The sequence below is a fragment of the Niabella beijingensis genome (assembly GCF_020034665.1).
In the GTDB taxonomy this organism is placed as follows: Bacteria; Bacteroidota; Bacteroidia; order Chitinophagales; family Chitinophagaceae; genus Niabella; species Niabella beijingensis.
Genome location: NZ_JAIQDI010000002.1, coordinates 2,049,039 through 2,071,195, shown reverse-complemented (window position 1 = coordinate 2,071,195; position 22,157 = coordinate 2,049,039). Strand labels below are relative to the sequence as shown.

The 22,157-nt window shown below is 48.8% G+C and carries 13 protein-coding genes; 4 read left to right on the top strand and 9 right to left on the bottom strand.

The features are described 5' to 3' along the window. Positions 1 to 49: 49 nt before the first annotated feature. The 9 genes from K7B07_RS24755 to K7B07_RS24715 form a co-directional block, all read right to left on the bottom strand. Complete coding sequence (locus K7B07_RS24755) at positions 50 to 1,513, bottom strand: CBM96 family carbohydrate-binding protein (RefSeq protein WP_223713230.1); 1,464 nt, start codon at positions 1,511 to 1,513, stop codon at positions 50 to 52. A gap of 141 nt (positions 1,514 to 1,654) precedes the next feature. Further along, positions 1,655 to 3,040 carry a RagB/SusD family nutrient uptake outer membrane protein gene (locus tag K7B07_RS24750; RefSeq protein ID WP_223713229.1) on the bottom strand — a complete coding sequence of 462 codons (1,386 nt, stop codon included), beginning with the start codon at positions 3,038 to 3,040 and terminating at the stop codon, positions 1,655 to 1,657. An 11-nt stretch (positions 3,041 to 3,051) separates the two neighbouring features. Then, complete coding sequence (locus K7B07_RS24745; RefSeq protein ID WP_223713228.1) at positions 3,052 to 6,396, bottom strand: TonB-dependent receptor; 3,345 nt, start codon at positions 6,394 to 6,396, stop codon at positions 3,052 to 3,054. 296 nt (positions 6,397 to 6,692) lie between these two features. Next, positions 6,693 to 7,937 (bottom strand): FecR family protein, encoded by a 1,245-nt coding sequence (locus tag K7B07_RS24740; protein WP_223713227.1) that lies wholly within the window; start codon positions 7,935 to 7,937, stop codon positions 6,693 to 6,695. 58 nt (positions 7,938 to 7,995) lie between these two features. After that, the gene (locus K7B07_RS24735; RefSeq protein ID WP_223713226.1) at positions 7,996 to 8,601 is read right to left on the bottom strand and encodes an RNA polymerase sigma factor; all 606 of its coding nucleotides are present in this window, start codon (positions 8,599 to 8,601) and stop codon (positions 7,996 to 7,998) included. 756 nt (positions 8,602 to 9,357) lie between these two features. Further along, the gene (locus K7B07_RS24730; protein WP_223713225.1) at positions 9,358 to 12,777 is read right to left on the bottom strand and encodes a DUF1080 domain-containing protein; all 3,420 of its coding nucleotides are present in this window, start codon (positions 12,775 to 12,777) and stop codon (positions 9,358 to 9,360) included. A gap of 25 nt (positions 12,778 to 12,802) precedes the next feature. Further along, on the bottom strand, positions 12,803 to 14,056 hold the full coding sequence (locus K7B07_RS24725; protein ID WP_223713224.1) for a Gfo/Idh/MocA family oxidoreductase: 1,254 nt from the start codon (positions 14,054 to 14,056) through the stop codon (positions 12,803 to 12,805). Positions 14,057 to 15,351: 1,295 nt separating this feature from the next. Continuing rightward, positions 15,352 to 17,283 (bottom strand): glucosamine-6-phosphate deaminase, encoded by a 1,932-nt coding sequence (gene nagB, locus K7B07_RS24720; RefSeq protein ID WP_223713223.1) that lies wholly within the window; start codon positions 17,281 to 17,283, stop codon positions 15,352 to 15,354. Positions 17,284 to 17,350: 67 nt separating this feature from the next. Continuing rightward, positions 17,351 to 18,979, bottom strand: a complete 1,629-nt coding sequence (locus K7B07_RS24715; RefSeq protein ID WP_223713222.1) for a beta-N-acetylhexosaminidase — start codon at positions 18,977 to 18,979, stop codon at positions 17,351 to 17,353. Between the two features lie 124 nt (positions 18,980 to 19,103). Here K7B07_RS24715 and K7B07_RS24710 point away from each other — a divergent pair, with 124 nt between their 5' ends. The 4 genes from K7B07_RS24710 to K7B07_RS24695 all read left to right on the top strand — a co-directional run bounded on the left by K7B07_RS24710 (position 19,104) and on the right by K7B07_RS24695 (position 21,894). Next, a complete protein-coding gene (locus K7B07_RS24710; RefSeq protein WP_223713221.1) occupies positions 19,104 to 19,640 on the top strand; it encodes a nuclear transport factor 2 family protein in 537 nt (178 codons plus the stop codon). 66 nt (positions 19,641 to 19,706) lie between these two features. Further along, on the top strand, positions 19,707 to 20,726 hold the full coding sequence (locus tag K7B07_RS24705; protein WP_223713220.1) for a glycosylasparaginase: 1,020 nt from the start codon (positions 19,707 to 19,709) through the stop codon (positions 20,724 to 20,726). A gap of 67 nt (positions 20,727 to 20,793) precedes the next feature. Next, positions 20,794 to 21,537: a copper homeostasis protein CutC gene (locus K7B07_RS24700; protein WP_223713219.1), complete on the top strand. Its 744-nt coding sequence runs from the start codon at positions 20,794 to 20,796 to the stop codon at positions 21,535 to 21,537. Positions 21,538 to 21,552: 15 nt separating this feature from the next. Continuing rightward, positions 21,553 to 21,894 (top strand): DMT family protein, encoded by a 342-nt coding sequence (locus K7B07_RS24695; RefSeq protein WP_223713218.1) that lies wholly within the window; start codon positions 21,553 to 21,555, stop codon positions 21,892 to 21,894. The last annotated feature ends 263 nt before the right edge of the window (positions 21,895 to 22,157 follow it).

Below are 22,157 nucleotides of genomic sequence, written 5' to 3'. Positions count from 1 at the left end.
TATAGCGTTCATGATCGTTTATTCGTATCAATAAAGCGCTATGGGTTAATTACTGAATGCTGATGTTAAAATCGAAAGGTTCGATCAGACCACCGTCGGGGTCTGCAACCGAAAGGGAAAGTTGATCGGCAGCACCGCCTGAACCGGAATGTACATAGACGATATTGCTCATATCCAGATCCAGCTGCGTGAATTTACTGCCGGTGGTAAGAATGGAGGAGCCCATGATCAGCCATCCGTTTGCGGGTGCTGATTCCAGGGTGTAAATAATATCGGCCGGTGCGGCGCCTTTCATCTCAAGCATTGCTGTTTTCAGCACTGCAATACCGCCTTTTGAAACCGTCATTCCATTATTGATTCCCATTTCAAGCATGCTGTTCCCGGAGGAGAAGGTAACCACCAGGCGGGGGGGCTTGCTGAGCGGATTTTCTTTGGAGATCAGGTCATTGGTTTCATTGCCCTTTGCTTCTCCGTCGAGCATTACGGAAATCTTCCGGGGTTGTTGCAGGCGGGGGCCAATAAAGCCGGTACAGTTCCACTGAAAGGTGGCCACCTTTCCGGTAACAAGGGATGCCACGGGTGTTTGGTCCGGTGCCGGTGCATTGTTCCAGTTCATTGATTTTTCTGACCAGCTGGTATCCGCAACGTTATACAGATCCATTTTTAAGCCAAGGCCATGCGTAAAATTGACGCCCACCTCGATGCTGGCGTTTCGCAGGGTGCCTGTTTTGGTGAGCTGGTTTAAGTCGAACATCAGGTAGATCTTGCGATCGTAATCACCGCTGCCATCCACATTTTTCAGTTTGATCAGGGGATCGCTCCCGAAGTTGGACGCCTTCAGACTTCCGCCGTTGATGTAGGTATCCTGCGTGGCATAAATGGTATCGCTGACAATTGCCGGATCGGGTATATTGGTGCCGGCTGTTTTGGCAGAAAAATAAACGAGTTCCGGAACAATATGGATAACGCCGTTCACCGGCTCCAGGTTGGAGACGGATATCGTCCAGCTTTTATTGGTCTGTTCATTGATCAGCCCCTGGTAATTGGCGTTGTGAGACAGGTACATCGATTGCCCGTTTGCGGTTTCATAGGCAATGGGATTGTTATTCTGTGACAGGGCCGGATCTGAAAAAAGCACTTTCGCTTTTACAATATGGTATAAAAGCGTATTCCGGAGGATCGGGACGGGAATGGCTGCGATGCTGGTGTATTTGTTTACAGACATATAGGTCCGGAAGGCGGCGTTCGTTGGCATAATAAAGGTATGTACTTCGGCATTGGAATAATAATCCTGAAGCCCGGCAGCAGTAATGGCTTCGCTTAACAATGCCAGGGAGTCTGTCTGCTGCACAAATTGCCAGGCGGAGATGCTCATTTTTCCCCCCGGATTGTCATATTCGTAGCTGAAATTTTTTTGCTTCTCGCAAGCCGGTAAAAGAAACAGGTAACATACATTCAGGAAGAGCAGTCCCAGAAATGTTGGAAGTCCCGGATTTTTTATATTCGTTTTCATCCGCAATATTTTTATGTTTTTAATGTAGGGAGGAACGCCGGATAATAAGATTCATATGCTGTTTGATAAATAGGAATGTTTATTACAGACGGTTCGTTCCCGGAATTTTAGTATTACTGATCAGACGTACGCTGATGTCTGTTATTTATAGAACTCGCTTTGCTCCAGGTTGGGGTTTTTATTTAAAACACTTACAAAAACCGGCCATACCAGGTTGCGTTCATCGCTAAGGCCGTTAACCGGGCGCATGGTGGTGATCGCCTTTCCCGTACGTACCAGGTCAAACCACCGGTGCCCTTCAAAACAAAGCTCAATGGAACGTTCATGTAAAATGGCCGATTCCAGGTCACCATAACGGGCGGCCGCAGCGGCTTCCGTTTCAAAAGCGGGCAAGCCGGCCCGCTGCCGGATGCGGTTTAATAAGCTCAGGGACTCTGCAATATTGGTACCGCCGGTCCGGGCCAGCGCTTCAGCCCTCAGCAACAGGATGTCTGCAAGGCGTATTAACACGATGTTCTGACGGGAGGGGGAGGGATCTTCATCACTGACGCCTTTCCCCAGGAATTTCCAGATGGCTTTGGGCGTTGCTACCGTAGTATCATATACATAAGGGATCCGTTTGTCGCCCTGCTCATAGGAGGAACGGAATTTTGCAGAAGGTGTGAACATGGCGTCGGATCCTACAGCATAAAGCACCCTTAACGAGTTGGTTTGAGTTTCATTGTAGCCTATTTCAAAAATGCTTTCGGAAGAATAACTATTGGTAAATATTTTTCCCCAATCGTCCATAGAAGCGGCGAGCGTGTAGAGGCTGTTATCAAGCACCATTTTTGATGCGGTGGCTGCCTCCGCATATTTTTTCCGCCACATGTAAACCTGGGCAAGCAATGCATAGGCACCTCCTTTTGTGAATTTGATCCGGTCGTCGTTGTTGTTGAACCGGTCTGCACAATTCTGAACCGCATAGCCAAGATCCGTTTCAATCTGATCCAGTACCTGTTCCTTATTGGTTTTACTGACAAAAATATCCTGTTCTATAGAGGTATAGGGCTCAGTGACCAGAGGCACATCTCCCCAAACCCTTACCAGGTAAAAGTAGGCAAGCGCACGTAAGGCACGGGCCTGGCCCATCAGCTGTTTACCTCCGTCCGGATCACCGGGATAGGCGTTGGGTATATAAGCTATGGCATAATTGGCGCGGCTGATCATGGTATATAAACCCGTCCAGTTTGCCGATACTGCTGATTCGGTAAGGTTATTCTGTGTGAGCGTCAGGCTTTCTCCGGATTGGGCGGTTTGCACATTATCGGCCCTTGCTTCGCCCCAGTAAGCAAAATTGATCCGGAACACACCCTGTGCGGCATTGTAAATGCCATTGACACCTGCCTGCGCATCGTCGGGCGTTTTATAGAAATCCTCTCCCGGAAAACTGCTGACCGGCTTTTTATCCAGCACCTGTTTTACACAGGAACCGAACAGTAAAATAATTAAAAGAAGTGAGACTGTTTTATTGATTAACGCTTTCATATTACGGAGTATTATAGTTCAACATTTAGTCCAAAAATAAACGTACGGCTCTGCGGATAGGAGCCCCCGTCGATGCCAATTCTTAAACCACTGTACGAGCTTACATCCGGATCGTAACCGGTATACTTTGTCCAGGTCAGCAGGTTCTCCCCGGAAGCATATACTTTTACACTTCTCAGGCTCAGCTTATCCATCAGCCCCTGCGGCAGGTTGTAGGAAAGGCGTACATTTTTTAATCTCAGGTAAGAACCATCGCTGATCCAGCGGTCGGAAACACGGCTGTCCGTAGCCAGGGGATCATTAAAGATCGTTCTGGGATAATCGGTAATGTCGCCCTGCGCTTTCCATCGGTTCAATGCATCCCGCGACACATTGTTGTAGGCCACCACCGAATGCCTCAGCTGGTTCAGCTGGCTGTAAATGTCGTTGCCGTTTGAAAACTGGAAGAAGATATTCAGTGAAAAATTCTTGTAGGTGAAGTCATTGATAAAGCCTCCTGTAAAACCAGGCTGCGCATTACCGATGATCTGCTGATCTTCCGCGTTGATCACATGATCGCCGTTGCGGTCGTCCCAGATGGGATCGCCACCCGCAAAAATTTTCCCGTTGGCGGAGCCGTTGCGTACTTCGTTTACATTATCGGCATCACTGGCATAAACACCTAAAAACTTATACCCGTAGAAAACGCCAATGGGCTGTCCTACTTTTAAAATATGAAAAGCGCCATTCTGTATGTATCCGTTGGTAAGCACCTGTTCCGGAAGGCTGACTACTTTATTGCGGTTGAGGCCGATGTTAAATGTGGTACTCCACTTCAGGTCCCTGGTCAGGTTCCTGGTGGTAAGGGCCAGTTCCAGCCCTTTATTTTGTATTTTACCGATGTTCTGTGTCATAAAAGGAAAACCCGTGGTTTCGGGTATAGGCACATCGAATAAAAGATCGCGGGTGTTTTTTATGTATACATCACCGGTAAACGAAACCCGGTGATTGAACAGGGAAAGGTCAAGTCCCAGATCATACTGGGTGGATGTTTCCCAGGTGAGGTTGGAGTTGGGCATAACCGTTGGCGCGGCGCCCGATTTGTCGAGATAATTGTATCCGATAGCAAATTCGCCCTGCGAAGTGTAATTACCAATGGCCTCATTCCCTGTCTGCCCTACACTGAGCCGCAATTTACCATCATTAAGGAACGTCGCATTTTCCAAAAACGGTTCTGCTGAAAAACGCCATGCTGCTGAAGCCGACGGGAAGAAGCCGAACCGGTTGTCCTTTCCAAATCTTGATGATCCGTCTGCTCTCAGGTTGGCCTGGAAAAGGTATTTGCTTTTGTAATTGTACCCAACCCTTCCAAAATAAGAAACCATGCCATGCTCCACGGTAACGTTTACATCCTGCCCGGAGATCGTGCCGGCTCCGTTAAGCGTGCGGATGCGGTCGCTGGCAAAATACATACCGTTGAGTCCCGTGGTTTCCAGTTTCCAGGCCTGCTGGCTGAAACCCGCCAGGGCGGTAAAATCATGGTCGGTATTAAATGTTTTGTGATAGGTGAAATAATTTTCGTTGGCCCAGGTAAGGTTATTGGTAGCCCGCACACTCCCTGAATTATAGCCTTCCCGGTAATCCACAGTAGAGGGCAGGAACTCATCCTCTTTCATGGAGGTAAAATCCAGGCTGATGCTTGTTCTGAACTTAAGGCCATCCAGGATCTGGTATTCCAGGTACTGGCTGCCGATGATCCGGTTGGTTGTATTGAGGTGGGTGGCTTCCAATGCCAGGCCCACAGGATTTCTCTTCCCGTTAAAATAATAGATCGGGGAACCATCCGGATAGGTGAGCGCGTAGGTAGGCGGCCGTACTAAAATGGATTGCACCAGGCTGTGGTTCCCATCACCACCGGCATTGATGCGGTTGTTGCGTTCATTACTGTAAATGACATTATACCCCAGTTTCAGTTTTTTGGAGATATTAAAATCGGCATTAAGTCTTGAAGTGATCCTGCGGTACTTTGAGGCAATAAAGATCCCGTCCTGGTCAAGAATAGAAGTGCTGAGCGCATAAACGCTTTTTTCGGTACCGCCGCTTACGGAAAAATCCAGCTGCTTCTGAACGGCAGTTCTGTACATAACACTTTGCCAATCCACATCGCCTGTATTCATAGGACTTAAAGAATCCAGTACCGACCAATGGGGCACTGTCGGGGTTGTAGCGTTATTGTAAATATCCAGGTTGCGGTATGCCTCCAGGATGTTGGATCGCCATTGTGCTGCGTTCAGCACGTCAAGATGCCGCGTGATGTTGCTGACACCTGCATAAAAATTGATGTTCACTTTTGCCTTCCCGGCCTTTCCGCTTTTGGTGGTGATCATTACCACACCATTGGCGGCTCTTGATCCGTAAATGGAGGTTGAGGCAGCATCCTTTAACACTTCAATCGATTCGATATCGCTGGGGTTAATATAGGAAAGCGGATTGAGTCCGTGCGATTCAAAACCATTTAACTGGGAGATGGAGCCGGCATCCACCGGAATCCCATCGATGATATAGAGTGGGGCATTACCGGCATTCAGGGAAGATTGTCCCCTTACGGTAACATTGATGCCGTCACCGGGGGCGCCGGAATTTGAAACGACCTGCACACCGGCCATCCTGCCCTGCATGGCCGAGAGCACATCCTTAACAGGGGTATTGGCGATGTCTTTGGCACTGACAGATGAAATGGCGCCGGTAAGATCTTTTTTACGCTGGACTCCATAACCTACTACCACAAAATCTTCCAGCCGGCTTTCAACAGGAAAAAGCGTGATGGCCGATAAAGAAGTACTATTTGCCGGCAACTCAACAGTCTGGTATCCTATAAAAGAGATAATAAGGATGTCGGTCGCCTTTGCATTTATCGTAAATCTCCCGTTGGCATTTGTAGTGGTGCCGGTATTGGTGCCCTTTATATTTACAGAAGCTCCGGACAAAGGGGCCCCTGTACTGTCTGTAACGCGTCCCTGAATTTCTTCGGCAGTGGGGAGGGATGGCTGCTCCTTCAGTAATGGAGGTGTCATTGTCGAAGTAGTCCGCAGTTTTACAATAATTGTTTTCTCAATGATTTCATAGGTAAGCGGCTGGCCCCTGAAGCATTGCTGTAATACCTGTTCCATCGGCTGGGCATATGCATTAACCGAAACTTTTTTGGAGTGTTGCAGCGCTTCCCTGCTATAAAGAAATTTATACCCTGTTTGTTTACGTATTTCTTTAAACACATTTTCGAGCAGAATGCCATTGCCTCTCAGGGTTACCGTTTGTGAAAACCCGGTAGCGGCTGATGTAAGGCAGGCCCAGAATAAAAAGATTGCAATCAGTTTCATCACCCTGAATATTTTTTTCCGTTCATGTAGCCCCAAGATACTGGTTTCCGGCAGGAAGCTCCCTGATAATCGTTTTCTGATGCCGTTCCCCTGCTGCGGAAAATAAAATATTTTACCGCCATAATGACAGAACTGTTTTAAATGCATAGCTTTGCTTGGTTCCGGCAACCCCGGAACAGGTTTTGGGCCTGCTTGTCGGCAGACAGGTTAAACAATCGTTTCCAAACGTGATCATTGTATGCCCAAAATATCCGCCGTTCCGGGCTCCATCCGGAACGGCTTTTTTATGAGCGTGCTTATTCTTTTACGATAACTCTATTTCCTTTTACTTCAAATGTTACTGCTCCTGTTTTTTCCAGCATGGTCAGTACTTTTGATAACGGTTTGCTCCGTTCAATGCTTCCTACAAAGTGCTGGGACCTGCTGCCGGAATAGGATACGTCTATATTATACCATCGTGCTAACTCTTTCATGACAGATTGAATATCGGCATCGTCAAATTCAAACAAACCATTTTTCCAGGCCATTACCTGGGTGAGGTTGGGGTGGCTGATCAGTTGATAGGTGGACAGGTTAACAACGGCCTGCTGACCGGGCTTAAGCTTCAATCCCGATCCGTTTTCTTTGAAGAGGGGAGCTACATGGACACTACCCTCGAGTAGGGTTACTTTAGTTGCCGGCTCATCCCCATATGCGTTTACATTGAAATGCGTACCCAATACTTCTACCGCCCCCTCCCGGCCTCCTCCGAGAGGAGAAGGGAACGTTACAATAAATGGCCGACGTTTTCCCCCTTTGGGAGAACTGGAGGGGGCTACTTCAAAATACCCTTCGCCTTTCAACTCCACTTTCCGCTCATCGCCTGTAAACACTACGGGATAGGTGATGGAGGAACCCGCATTCAGCCATACATGGCTTCCATCGGATAATTGCATGTCAATTACCTTGCTGCCGCGGGGATTCCTCAACGTGTTCAGTACAGCCGCGCCTCCTTCGGAAGGGGCGTTGGCGGCCTGATACGCGATTTTCCCGTTGGCTAATTTCACCAGTTTTACATTTCCCTGCTGTACCAGCTGACCATTTCCCAGACTATCCAGAAATACGTTGCTTCCATCTGCCAGCGTAATCATGGCGCGGTTAGAGGAAGGTGCCTGGATATCCTGCGCCTGAGCAACGATTGCAGTGGGGCTATGTCGCTTTTGAACGACATACAGGTAAACAGTAGCTCCCACAATGGCGATAACAGCGGCGGCTGCCAGCCACCGGGTCATATTCCCTGTCTTTCTTTTGCCCTCAGATCTGTGCCCGTTGATTTTCTGAAACAGTTGATTGAGTACTCTTTCTTCTGATGCCTGCCGTTCGTTCAAATGATAGGAGAGAAGCAATTTCCGGAATTCTTCTTCGTCATTGATTTTATTGTAGAAAGCCCTGTTGGCAGGTGACTGCTGCAGCCACTTATCCAGAAGGGCCTGCTCTTCTCCTGAAAGCTCTTCAGAAAACTGTTTTAACAATAAACCCGATATGACCTTAATAGCTGTCATTTAATAATAAAACAATCGGAAAGTACGAACGTACTATCGGAATTGCTAAAACTTTATATTATGCATCAAAATGCTGCTCCAGCAGGAAGAGTATAAAGAGTAATAACGGATCGTTTGCAAGTACTGTCCGGAGTATTTTGAGCCCATGTGTTTTCTGGTTTTTTACGGTTTGAACGCTTACGCCCAGTCGTGCTGCGATGGCCGCCGGCTTTAACCCGTCTTTATAGGAAAGTAAAAAGGTATCGCGCAATTTCGGAGGCAACTGATCAATTTCATCAAAAATCCTGCGCAGCAGCGATGCCTGCAAATCCTCGATGCTAAAATCGCCGGGTTCAAACGCATCCAGCTGGGCAAGCAGGGATTGCTGGCGGGCGCTCTTCATTTGCTCCCGCTTTAAATAATTTAAACACTGATTACGGACCACGATGTGCAAAAAGCCGGTGACGGCCTCCATATCCTTAAACTCCTGTCTTTTATCCCAGGCTTTTAGATAGGCTTCTGCCAGTATATCTTCCACTTCCGTCTCCTGTGGCACAAAACGCCGGCCATACCAGTATAACTTTTCATAGAGATTATGATAAATGGTGGTAAAAGCAGTTTCATCTCCTTCGCGAAAGCGTTGGATCAGCGTATCATCCTGGTATGGGACCTCCTGTAATTCCAAAAAGTTTAATTTACTCCTGATCTGTTCTGTTATGCGCTAATTTAAACAATCCGCCGGAATATTAAAATTGAAAACGTTCTGTCCCTGATAATGGACCGGGATCCATTTTATTAAAATGCATCATTGCGGTGTTAGCGTCCTCTGCATCACCATCAACGTAAGAAAATGCACCGTGCCGCTGGCACTCGGCTTGCAGACCGGTTGTTATTTCCCGGAATAAATTCCGGAGTTATTTAAATATACCAGGCCGCTGGCCTTTGTAAGCCCCAGGGTAGTGCGACAGGAGGACTGTCCCGCGCCCAAAAACAGCAATAAAAGCGGGAGCGCCACCGATTCGAACCATATCCTGGCTCCGGGCCGCGTCCTCTGCATGACCGTCAACGTAAGAAAATGCACCGTGCCGCCGGCACTCGGCTTGCAGACCGGTTGTTATTTCCCGGAATAAATTCCGGAGTTGTTTGAATTTATCAGACCACTGGCCTTTGTAAGCCCCAGGGTAGTGTGACAGGAGGGCTGTCTCGCGCCCAAAAAACGGCAATAAAATCGGGAGCGCCACCGGCTCAGACCATAAGTTGACGACTAAGGTGCTCTTGCCGCCCGAAAGAGAAATAATTTTGATGCGGGTTCATTATAACGGGAGTTTGCCTGCCAGACTCACCTGTCATACGTCCAACATCCGTTGCGCAGTGTATCTTCAATAAAAGAGGCCGTCTCAGATAGGAGACAGCCTCTTTTCCTTTTTTACTATAAACGGTATTATTTCTGTCCGAGGTCTTTGATCCTCAGATTTCTGAATTTAAGATAGGAGCCGTGTCCCAGGAACCCGATATGCCCTGATTTATTCAGCAGGCCGGGGTGCTGTTTATGATCCGGTGTTTCCGTATTGTTCTTACTGGCGGTTGCAATATCGCCATCCACAATGGTCTTGCCGTTCAGAATAACGGTGATCCGGTTACCCACTGCACGTACTTCCTCATAGTTCCATTCGCCCACGGGTTTTAAATAACCTCTCAGAGCGGGGATGATGCCATATACAGAGCCATGGTATTGATAGGGCTTCAGGTCTTTGTAGATCGGCGCTTCATTATCCAGGATCTGTAACTCCATCCCTTCATAAGCCGCATCACCGGTAAGCGGGGCGCGGATGCCCAGGCCATTGTTGGCGCCGGGTGTCAGCTGGAATTCAAAACGCATGATAAAATCACTGTATTCCTTTTGCGTATACACGTTTTTAGAAGCGCCTTCCGGTGCCGGTACAGCGGGATCGCAGATCATGGTGCCGCCCTGGGCAAAATAACCTTCGGTATTACCGGTCCATCCTTCCATATTCACCCCGTTAAAGAGCGGTACAAAGCCTTCTTTCTTTTCGGCATCGCTGAGCTCATAGGGTTTTGCCCGGGGGATCTCGCGCACATATACATCGCGGAATTCCAGGCGGGTACCATGTGCCTGTAATTCGATGGCCTCTTTATCGAAGATGGGGATCTTGCGGTCCCAGTAATTTTCCAGCGTTATATTGTTGGTCACCAGCTGCCCGTTGAGATAAACAGTTACCTTGCTGCCCACCATTTTAATGCGGAAGGTATTCCATTCATTGATGGGATTATCGGCAAACAACAGTGGTTTGCTGGGATTCTTCTGGTTGTTGTATAAGCCGCCGGAACCAACCTCTGCGCCTACATCCGTACGGGAGGGGTCCCATGTCTGCACCTGTGGTGAACCGCGCAAATAAACACCGCCATCACCTTTTGCCTCCATTCTCCAGTCAACAAACAGCTCAAAGTCTTCATACATTTTCGAGGAAACCAGGTTGTCAAAACCCTTGCCATCAAATACCAGTACACCGTTCTCTACCCTCCAGTCCTTACGCATTTGCTCGTCGGCCTTTTTCTGCGCTTCCGCCAGTTTTTCGGGCGACATTTTTGCACGGGCAATGGGGTTTTCCACCAGGCCTTTCCAACCGGTAAGGTCCTTGCCGTTGAACATCGATACATAACCCGGTTCTTTTGGCAGACCCGCCAGTTGTTTTACCCATGCGGCTTTCTGATAAGCGGCTTCTCCGTCTTTGTTGAGGGTAATTGCTTTGTTGACAATATTTTCCACCAACGGTCCGTACAGGTCTGTATGGTCGGTGACGATGTTCAGCACGGCCTGCACGGCAGCCTGCTCCAGTGCAGGATCATCCAGGTAGCTGGAAACAAATACCAGCGATAATAAAGAGCTGTTGGCTGAAATGCCCTTAAGGATATTGGTCTTTTGTGCCTTGGTGGCGGCCAGCTCCATGGCATTGCGGAACATGAGCACTTTTTGATCCAGCGGATTTTTCGAACGGTTGATACCGGCAATAAAACTATTCAGCGCATCATTCTTAAACGAAGCATTGGCGGGATCTTTCGCTATGGCATAAAGGGCATCCAGTGCCGTAAAATCGCTCCAGGTGGAAAGGGCTTTCAGTGCGGCTGCTTTTTGATCAGGGGTGCCGGTCTTAAAATCATTGAGCACCACGTCCAGGGCTTCCTTTCCCCCGATATCACCCAGTACAGAATAGTAGTGGGTCTTGCTGGCTTCCGCACCATTCATCAGTTCTTTTACGGCAGTTACCTGGTCTGCCTTTGTTTTCTTTTCTTTGATGGAGGCATACAAGGCTTGCTGTAAAGCATCCGCCTCTTCCACGCTTGATGCTTTATTTAACAGGCCGGCGATCTTTGCCTCATCACCGGCGGAAGCCACATAGGGAAGGGCTTTTATTGCAGCAAGACGTACCACCGCATCGCTGCTGGCGGCATCCGCAAAAACAACAGATGCATATTTTTCACCACCACGGCGGGCTGCAATGTCCATCAATGCCGCATGTGCGGTACCGGAGGTCTGCGGCAGCAGGGCTGCAGCCTGGCTGGCTACATCTGGTCCTTTAATTGTAAGCAGCGCATCCTTTGCAGCACCGGAAGCAGCGGCATCGCCTGATTTTATAAGATTCAGCAGCGGAGCAATTGCTTTGTCGTCGCCCGCACGGGCAATGGCTGCAATGGCCGCCAGCTGTACCGTTTTATTATCCGATCCCAGTAAATTGGTAAGTAACGGCAGGGCCGACTGGTCCTTATGTGTACCGAATACGTGCAGCAGGTCGGCTTGCTGTTCCGGATCTGTTGTTTTTTTTACGGCATCCTGCAGTTGCGCGGAAGTTTGTGCATTGTAGGATTGCTCCAGTAAGGAAACCGCCGCAGCACGGTATTGTTTGTCGGAAGAAGAAAGTGCTGAAAGCAGCTCCGGACGGGCATTTTCGCCGGCTGTTTTATACAGCAGCGCCAGTGCGGCATTGCGGAACTGACCCGGGAGTCCGCTCATAGCAAGCAATTCTCTTGCTGTTTTTTCAGCAGCAGATCTGCCGGAGCCTTCTGCAAGTTTTGACAGGTAACGTAGGTAAGAGTTTACCGCATTGGTCCCTTCGGCCTTATAATTTACTTTTTGTGCTGCGGCCTTCATGGTCGCGGCCGATTGCGGATCACCGATCACTGCCAGCGAGTACAGCACTGCTTTTCGTGTATTGGGATCCTGGACAGCGGGATAAAGCTGTTGTAGTTTTTTTGCAGCAGGCGCATACTTCAGGTCGCCCAGCGCTTTGATCAATGTGAGCTGCTGACTGCCTTTTGCCCCGGACAAGGCATACAGTATGGCATTGGCTGACGTAGTGGTATTTACCCTTACCAGTACCCGTGCAGCAGGATCGCTGAGGCGTTTATTAAGCAGGTAGCTTTTTACCACGGGCACCGCTTCATCACCGGCCACGTATTGCAGTTCCTGTAACAGGAAATCCTTTACCTCTTCGTTTTTTGCGGTTTTCAGTCCGTTGATCAATGCCAGTGCAGCAATGCGTCTGGCGTTGCGATCGCTTCCCTTTCCAAGATATTTTGTCAATCCGCTGATGGCATATCGTGCTGCTTCATCGGTGCGTTTGCCGGGAGGCTGAATGGTGGCAATGATCCTGCGATAGCCCGGATCGCCGATGCTGATCAGCTCTTTCATTGCAGCATCCAGTTCTGCTGAGCTTTGCGGCGGCATTTTCATCAGCAGGTCGGCCACCTTTGTTTCGGTGGTCCGCACATCTGTTTTTTGCTGTGCAAAGGAAACACCGGTTATAAGGAAAAATATAACGGTTAATAGCGTAAATTTTTTCATCACTTCACTTGGTTTTTTAGGATAATCAAATGGACCAGGGACCACGTATGGGTTGGTTAATGAGTGCATTGGCAGCGGCGTCATTTTTAAATTCCAGTTTCACCGGGTCAAACTCAAGGGACCGGCCCAGCCGTACGGCAATAATGGCCAGGTTCACCAATGTGGCGGAACGGAAGCCATTGTCCTCATTGAGTGCAAATTTCTGACGCGTTTTTACGGCCTGCGAAAAGTCACCCAGCTGCGGCTCAGGGTCGGGCAGTGCCGCCAGTTTTTTGTCCAGGTCCGGAATGGTGGTCCGGAAGCCGTTGAACACTTTGCCTTTTGGTCCTTCGATATAGGCGGCGCTGGTATCACGGTTCTCACCATCCAGGATGATCTTGCAGCCGTCTTCGTAGGTAAGCTCAATGCGCTTCCAGGTACCGGCCGCATCCGGGTCCTGCTCCGGTGCGTCCACATCGATCCGTACCGGGCTGGTATGATCTTTCCCCAGAAAATATTGAACCGGGTCGAGGTAATGCTGCCCCATATCCCCCAGGCCACCGCCATCATAATCCCAGTAACCGCGGAAGGTCTGGTGCACGCGGTGGGGGTTGTAAGGCTTGTAGGGCGCGGGTCCCAGCCAGAAGTCATAATCCAGCTCCTGCGGAACGGGCTGTACATCCAGTACGGATTTTCCCACCCAGAAGAATTTCCAGTTAAAACCCGTGGCGGCGTTTACGGTCACTTTCAGCGGCCATCCCAGGAGACCGCTTTCCACCAGTTTTTTTATCGGCTTTACAGTGGTGTTCATGCCGTAAAAATTATCTTTAAAACGGAACCAGGTATTAAGCCGGAACATGCGTTCATTCTGCTGGATCACTTCCCTTACACGCTTGCCTTCACCAATGGTGCGGGTCATGGGCTTTTCGCACCATACGTCCTTGCCGGCGTTGGCAGCGTCCACGCTCATGATACCGTGCCAGTGGGGTGGTGTGGCGATATGCACAATATCGATCGCCGGATCCTGCAACAACTCCCGGTAATCGTGATAGGTCCTGGTTCCCTGCGGGGATTTGCCCAATGCTGTTGCCAGATGCTTTTTGTCTACATCGCAAATGGCCACCAGGCGGGCACCCGGATAGGGGATGTGGTTCTGGCCCATCGCCCCCACACCGATAATCGCTTTTGTCAGCTGATCGCTTGGAGCAATATGTTTTGGACCTCCCAGTACATAGGAGGGCACAATTGTAAATGCCGCAAACGATGCAGCACTGCTCTTGATAAATTTTCTGCGGTTCATATTAATGTTTAATGGCTTTAAGAAGTTAGTAAACCGTTAAAGGCATGCTGGTGTTAAAGATAAGCCGGACGACTAAATAACTAAAAAAATCAGGGTTGTTTTTTTGTATCTTTTTAATAAAGAAGTTGGTTTAATAAAAATTATTTATCCAAAATAGATACTTTATTTAAAAAATATAAAAAGATAAAATGAGTTTTCGTGGCTGTTTTGTATGTTTTTTGCTTTTAGGACGGATTAACCACGAAGACGCGGGGACTCAAAGATGCACAAAGGAGCGAGTTGTTCTCACAGATTACACCGATTGCCACAGACATATGCAAGGTTTGCTGATGTTGAAATCTTCTGTGCGAATCTGTGCCTTCTGTGAGCAACCTTAGTATAGTCCTGTACGCCGGGAATGGACCAGCCAGGTCAGATACAGCTGTACAAATGTGCAATAAAAAACCTTAATGTTTCCTGGTGTCTTAGTGTCTTTGTGGCATAAGTCTTCAGGCCCAACGGAACCCAAGCAGGGGAATAGTTCTCACGGATTACACCGATTACCACAGACATATGTATTGTTTGCTGATGCTGAAATCTTCTGTGCGAATCTGTGTCCTCTGCGAGCAACCTTAGTATAGTCCTGTACGCGGGGAATGGACCATCCAGGTCAGAATGCAGCTCTACAGTGGAACTTTAAAAAATCTTAGTGTTTCTTAGTGTCTCAGTGTCTTTGTGGCATAAGTCTTCAGGCCCAACGGAACCCAAGCAGGGGAATAGTTCTCTCGGATTACACCGATTACCACAGACATATGTATTGTTTGCTGATGCTGAAATCTTCTGTGCGAATCTGTGTCCTCTGCGAGCAACCTTAGTATAGTCCTGTACGCGGGGAATGGACCATCCAGGTCAGAATGCAGCTCTACAGTGGAACTTTAAAAAATCTTAGTGTTTCTTAGTGTCTCAGTGTCTTTGTGGCATAAGTCCCCAGGCCCAACGGAACCCAAGCAGGGGAATAGTTCTCACGGATTACACCGATTTCCACAGACATATATCTTGTTTGCTGATGTTGAAATCTTCTGTGCGAATCTGTGCCTTCTGTGAGCAACCTTAGTATAGTCCTGTACGCGGGGAATGAACCAGCCAGGTCAGAATGCAGCTCTACAGTGGAACTTTAAAAAATCTTAGTGTTTCTTAGTGTCTCAGTGTCTTTGTGGCACAAGTCTCCAGGCTCAACGGAACCCAAGCAGGGGAGTACCATAAAAAACATCCGCGCTGTTGCCAGGCGGATGTCCGTTTATTTCTTGGTAAAGCTGTTAATAATGCCAGCGTACAAATGCTTCCATTGCTGCATAGTGCGTCAGACCCAGGTCGGCGTAAATATTCGCGGTATTGGCATTGCGTTCTTCCGCACGCTGCCAGAATTCACGATTGTCCGAACCCTGGAAAGGCACCATGTCTTTCTGCGACTGGTGGATGAAGATACCAAAGCGCTTTTTCAACACCTGCTCGGGGCTCATGGGTATGGCCATCTCAATGTCTTCAATATTCCATTCCTGCCAGGCACCCTTATACAGCCACAGCCAGCAGTCATTCACCCATTCGTCTCCGGCTTCGCGGATGCGCTGGAGGGCGGCTACCACCGCATTGAAGCAAACCAGGTGGGTACCATGCGGATCGGCAAAATCACCGGCGCAGAAGACCTGCTGGGGTTTTATTTTACGCAGCAGCTCCATGGTGATCTTAATGTCCTTTTCACCGAGCGGCTTTTTCTCAATGGTACCGGTCTCGTAAAAAGGCATGTTCATGAAATGAATATTGCTGTCGGGAATACCCACATACCGGCAGGTGGCGCTGGCCTCACCGCGGCGGATGAGCCCTTTGATCTCACGGATGGTAAGGGTATCGATCTGGTTGGGTTTTTTCCCCGCAACATATTTCCGGGTCTGTGCCAGGATCTTGGCCGGTTTATCAGAGTCGATCTTGGCGATGGTATTAAAACCCACCGCAAAATCGAGAAAGCGGGTCACAAATTCATCGGTCACCGCAATATTACCGGAGGTCTGATACCCTACGTGTACATCGTGGCCCTGGTCGTGCAGGCGCTGGAAAGTGCCGCCCATGCTGATGATATCATCATCCGGATGCGGAGAGAAGATCAGTACCCTTTTGGGGTATGGTGTCGACCGTTCCGGATGCGCGGGTATCACCGCATTGGGTTTTCCGCCGGGCCATCCGGTAATGCTGTCGCGCAGCATGTAATAAACCTCCAGGTTGATTTCATAGGCGTTGCCTTTTTCCACCAGCAGGTCGCTTAAGCCAAATTCATTATAATCTTCATTGGTGAGGGAAAGCACGGGTTTTTTGAGTTGCAGCGCCATATTGATCACCGCTTTCTTGATCAGCCGGGGCGTCCATTCCACATCACCGGTAAGCCAGGGTGATTTTAAACGGGTGAGCTCAGATGCCGCCGGTTCATCCACCACAAATTTAACATCAGGATGACTTTGCAGCAGCGAGGCCGGTACATGTTCGGTCTCATCCTCCTCCACAGCAGCTTTTACGGCTTTTGCCTTGGCAGCCCCCCAGGCCATCAGGATGATCTGTTTGGATCTCAATATGGTGCTGATGCCCATGGTAATGGCCATCCGCGGTACTTCAGAAATATTTGCAAACTCATAGGCATTGGCGATCCGGGTAGAATTGTCGAGGTTGATCAACCGGGTCTTTGTATAAATGCCCGAGCCGGGTTCGTTAAAACCAATATGCCCGTTGTTACCGATACCAAGGATCTGAAGATCGATACCGCCAGCTTTTTCAATGAGCTGCTCGTAGGCAGTGCAGGCAGCTTTTACATCTTCCTTGCTCACTTCACCATCCGGGATATGGATGTTTTTGGGGTTGATGTCCACATGATCAAACAGATGGTTCTTCATAAAGCGGTTATAGCTTTGAATGGCCTCTTTGCTGATGGGATAATATTCGTCGAGGTTAAATGTAACCACATTCTTAAAGCTCAGCTTCTCTTCTTTGTGCATCCGCACCAGCTCTGCATAAAGGGTCTTCGGACTGGAGCCGGTGGCTAATCCCAAAACACATTTTTGTTTTTGTTTTTGCTTTTCCCGGATAAGGGCAGCGATGTTTTTTGCAATGGCCAATGATCCTTCTTTCAGATCAGGATAGATCTGTACTTCCACTTTCTCCAGGGTATCCAAATGATTTTGCGTAGCAGTTTGCGACTTAGGCATTTTTGTTATTTTATATTTTATTAGTTGTTGTGAATGAAATGCGGCAAAGCCAGCTCCCGACGGGATCCTATTTGCCAAAATAATCAGCGCCCCAAAGCTGGTACCGCTTCTTCTGAAGTTCCATCCGCTTCTGAAAGTCCTCAAAATTACGGGAAGCCTTTGGTTTCCACAAGGCCTCGCTTAAAGCGCTCATCCTTGGAAACAGCATATACTCCACTTTTTTGGGGTTGCTTATATACTCGGTCCACAGATTGGCCTGCCCGCCCCAGATCAGTTTTTTCTCATCATCGGTCAGTCCCGGAGGAACGATATCCCAGTTATATACTTTTTCAATGGGAAGGAAATTCCGGTTATTGGTAATGGTCAGCGAATCTTCTTTAGGTGACTGCTGATAATCAAAATAGACGTAATTATTAGGGGTCATGATCACCTGGTGTTTTTGCCGTGCGGCCTCAATGCCTCCTTTTTCACCTCTCCAGCTCATGACGGTGGCATGGGGTGCCAGTCCGCCTTCGAGGATCTCATCCCAGCCAATAATGTTTTTCCCTTTGGAGTTGATGAATTTTTCCATCCGCTGGATAAAATAGCTCTGCAGGTAATGTTCTGCTGTATGAGTGGAATCGCCTTTTATACCGAGGTCCTGTATTTTTTTCTGGCACAGGGGACATCTTTTCCAGTTGTCCTTGGGGCATTCATCGCCGCCGATATGAACATAGGGAGCGGGAAACAGCGGAAGTACTTCGCTTAATACATCTTCCAGGAATTTAAACGTGGTTTCCTTTCCCGCGCAAAACACATCCGGATAAACAGCCCAGGCCTGTTGTACCTGTTTGCCTTTTAACGCCCCGTTCCAGGACACGCCTTTCAGCGGTTGCGTAGGCTCATCCGGAAAGCAGCTCAGGTAAGGATAGGAGGCGATGGCTGCGGAAGCATGCCCGGGCATTTCGATCTCGGGGATCACCGTTATGTATCTTTTAGCGGCGTAGGCAACGATCTCTTTTACCTGTGCCTGGGTATAAAACCCGCCATAACGTTTTTTATCATTACCATCGCCGGGAAAATTGCCCGTAATAGTCCCGTTTCTCCAGGCACCCACGGATGTCAGTTCCGGATATTTTTTTATTTCGATCCGCCAGCCCTGGTCTTCCGTCAGGTGCCAATGGAAATAATTCATTTTATGCAGCGCGATATAGTCGATGTATTTTTTTACAAAGGCAACCGGGAAGAAATGACGGCCTACATCCAGCATCATACCACGGTAGGCGCGGTCGGGTGCGTCGGTAATGGATACGGAAGGTATAGTAAGGGTGCTGCCTTTTTGCACCGGAAGCAACTGGATCAGTGATTGTATACCATAAAAGGTACCGGCGGCTGAATTGCCGGTTATTTTTACACCGGTATTACCGGATTCCAGGGTATAACCTTCTCCGCCGGCAGCTGTGGTGCCCAGCACAATACCCTTTGTTCCCTTGGAAACAACCGGTAAGCTAAGTCCGTAGTACGATTTCAGATAGCTGTTGAAAAGGACCGCTATATCCCTGTCTGCTTTGGAAGCAGCAACAATGGGTGTGGAGCGGCTGATGATGAAGCTGCCGCTTTTAACCGTGAGTGATTGCGGCTGGGGAATAATACTGATCTCCTGCGCCCTGATATTCGATAAAATAAAACAAGCAATAAGAGAAAAAATAACGCGCATAATAAGAGTTTGAGTTTAGTGCGCCAAGTTAAGGATTTTTTAAGTTCGAATTTAAGAAGGCGTAATGCAAACGATTGTCTTATTTTCGCGTGCCGCCCACAGTAATATAAACAATAGATTTGCGGTGTTTCCTACGAGAATGACGAATATTGATACTATTAATTTGTTTTTTACAGCCTTTGGAAATCTGGATTACAGGGCCATGAATACGCTGTACAGTACGGATATTGTATACAGCGACCCTCTTTTTGGGCTGCTGGAAGGACAGCAGGTATATGATAAATGGGAGATGATCTGTGCCGGGATTAAGGATTTTGATCTTACCGTGATCAAAACGGAAGAGATCGATCAGGAATATGCTACCTGCCAGTGGAAGGCAACCTATTTTTCATTGAATGCACAGCGTGTCATTGATTTTAAAGCAAAATCCTTTATGCGGTTTGCGGACGGTAAAATCATCGAGCACAGCGATGGATTTAGTCTTACCGCCTGGATCGCACAAACCTATGGACTAAAAGGGCAATTCTTCGGATGGCTCAATTTTATGAAACGGAAAGTGCAAAAAGAACACCAGCAGCGTCTTGAGCGGTTTTCGAAATCCAGACAACTATTCGCGTCTTCTGATAAGCGGATCCATGTTTCTGATTCTTTTGATCAGTGACCGGCACCTGATATCCGGATGGAACAGAATGCCCGGGAATGATTAATTTCGGGAAAAATATTCAGTATGATCAACAGGAAACGTTTTCTTCAGCTGGGACTGTTGTCCGGTACAGCTTCCCTCTTGCTTAAAAACGGCCATAGCCAGGTGGTAACGCAAAACGGACCAGTGGTGATCTCTACCTGGGATGCCGGTCTGGCCGCCAATAAAGGGGCCTGGGAGGTATTGTCGGCTGGAGGAAGCGCGCTGGATGCTGTGGAGAATGGCGTTAAGATAACGGAGGCCACCCAGAACTGTTGCGTGGGATTGGGCGCTAACCCCGACCGTGATGGTATTGTGACGCTCGATGCCAGTATTATGGATCACCAGTTCAATTGCGGCAGCGTGGGGTTCCTTGAACGGATCAAACACCCCATATCAGTGGCACGCCGTGTGATGGAAAAAACACCGCATGTTATACTGGTGGGCAGCGGGGCACAGCAGTTCGCCGTGGAAGAAGGATTCCCGCTGGAGCCGCAGACGCTTTCGCCCGACGCGCAGAATGCCTATAAAAAATGGCTGGAGAACTCAAAATACGAACCGGCGATCAACCGCGAAAATAAAGGACACGGCCCCTTTGCACCGGAGCAGCTGGATAATGGCGACTGGAACCATGACACCATCGGCATGCTGGCCATGGATGCGACCGGCAACCTCAGCGGCAGCTGCACCACCAGCGGTATGGGGTTTAAAATGCGCGGCAGGCTGGGTGATTCACCGATTATTGGCGCCGGTTTGTTCGTGGATAACGAAGTAGGTGCCTGTGTGGCCACCGGCCAGGGTGAGGACGTGATACGGGTTGCCGGGTCGCACAGCGTGGTGGAAATGATGCGCCAAGGCTTTGGCCCGGAAGTGGCCTGCAAAAAGATCATCGAACGGATCGTAAAGATCAAAAAGGAGAACGCACACAAGATACAGGTAGCTTTTATCGCCATTAATAAGAACGGTGTGGTAGGCGCCTATGCCATTCACAAAGGATTTAACTATGCCATCAAAACCAAAACAAAGGAAAGCCTGGTGGACGCGAATTATCACTTTACTTCCTGATTCCTGAAAATATAATGACCTTTTATTTTTCACCTGCAATCTTTCACTTAACAAACAGATCCGACGCATGTCCAATAGCTACAATGAATTTACCGTAGAGATCGCTACCACTGATTTTGAATCTACAAAAAATGCTGTTGCCGGAGGCGCAGACCGTATCGAGCTTTGTGCCAACCTGGGCGAGGGGGGAACCACACAGTCTTACGGAGTGATAAAAACCTGCCGTGAAAAATTTGATGTGGCGCTTTACCCCATCATCCGTGTACGGGGAGGCGACTTTCTTTATACGGAAGAAGAGTTTGAATGTATGCTGAGCGATGCGGTCAATTGCAAAACACTGGATTGCGATGGAGTAGTGACGGGTTTTTTAAAAGCCAATGGTGATGTTGATACGGAACGTACTTTACGGATCGTGGAGGCTGTGTACCCGCTGGGGGTTACCTTTCACCGCGCGTTCGACCGTTGCAGGGACCCCCTGAATGCCCTGGAACAGATCATTAAAGCGGGCTGTGAGCGGATACTCACCAGCGGACAGGAGGCCACGGCCATTAAAGGCAGCACATTGATCCGCCAGCTGAATGAACAGGCGGCCGGCAGGATCATCATCATGCCGGGCAGCGGTGTGCGGGCAGATAATGTAAAGGCCCTGGCTGAAAGTACCGGCTGTACACAGTTCCATAGCTCACTCCGCGAGATGATCCCCTCCCGCATGAAATATGTGGCGCCGGCTTTTGCTGCTGATACGGAAAGCATCCGGCACTCTGGTATTGATGCCGCAGCTGTGGCTGCCTTTAAGCAAGCATTGTATTAACAAAAAACAACCGGTATGTTTTACAGGACCATCCTCCTGCTGATCTGCTCCAATGTGTTCATGACACTGGCCTGGTATCATCATTTAAAAAATGAGAACTGGCCGCTCTGGAAGGCCATTCTGCTAAGCTGGCTGATCGCTTTTTTTGAATATTGCCTGGCGGTGCCTGCCAACCGCATCGGGCAGAAATCGGGGATCAACCTGTTTCAGCTGAAGATCACGCAGGAAGTGATCACGCTGGCCGTTTTTACGGTGTATGCCGTTGCATTTGCCAATAATGCATTTCACTGGAAATACCTGGTGAGCTTTTTACTGCTGATCGGTGCGGTGTACTTTGTATTTGCAGATATTAAATAAGATCGCAGGATATGGGCCGCTGAGGCACTGGATCACTGAGTTGATTTCTGACCTTTTCTTAGCCGGGTGCTTCGCAGGGAACCTCGCGTGTATTTTTTTTATGTTCAAAATGCTTCGTGCCGCTGGCACTCGGGCGGGTATCGTGATCATCGCTCCGGAATGAATTCCGGAGCTGCTTTATAGGGGTCAGGCCTAAGGCCTTAAGGTTCTTTTGTTCCGTAACGGAAATTCCGGAGCTGCTTCATAGAGCCAGACCTACAGCC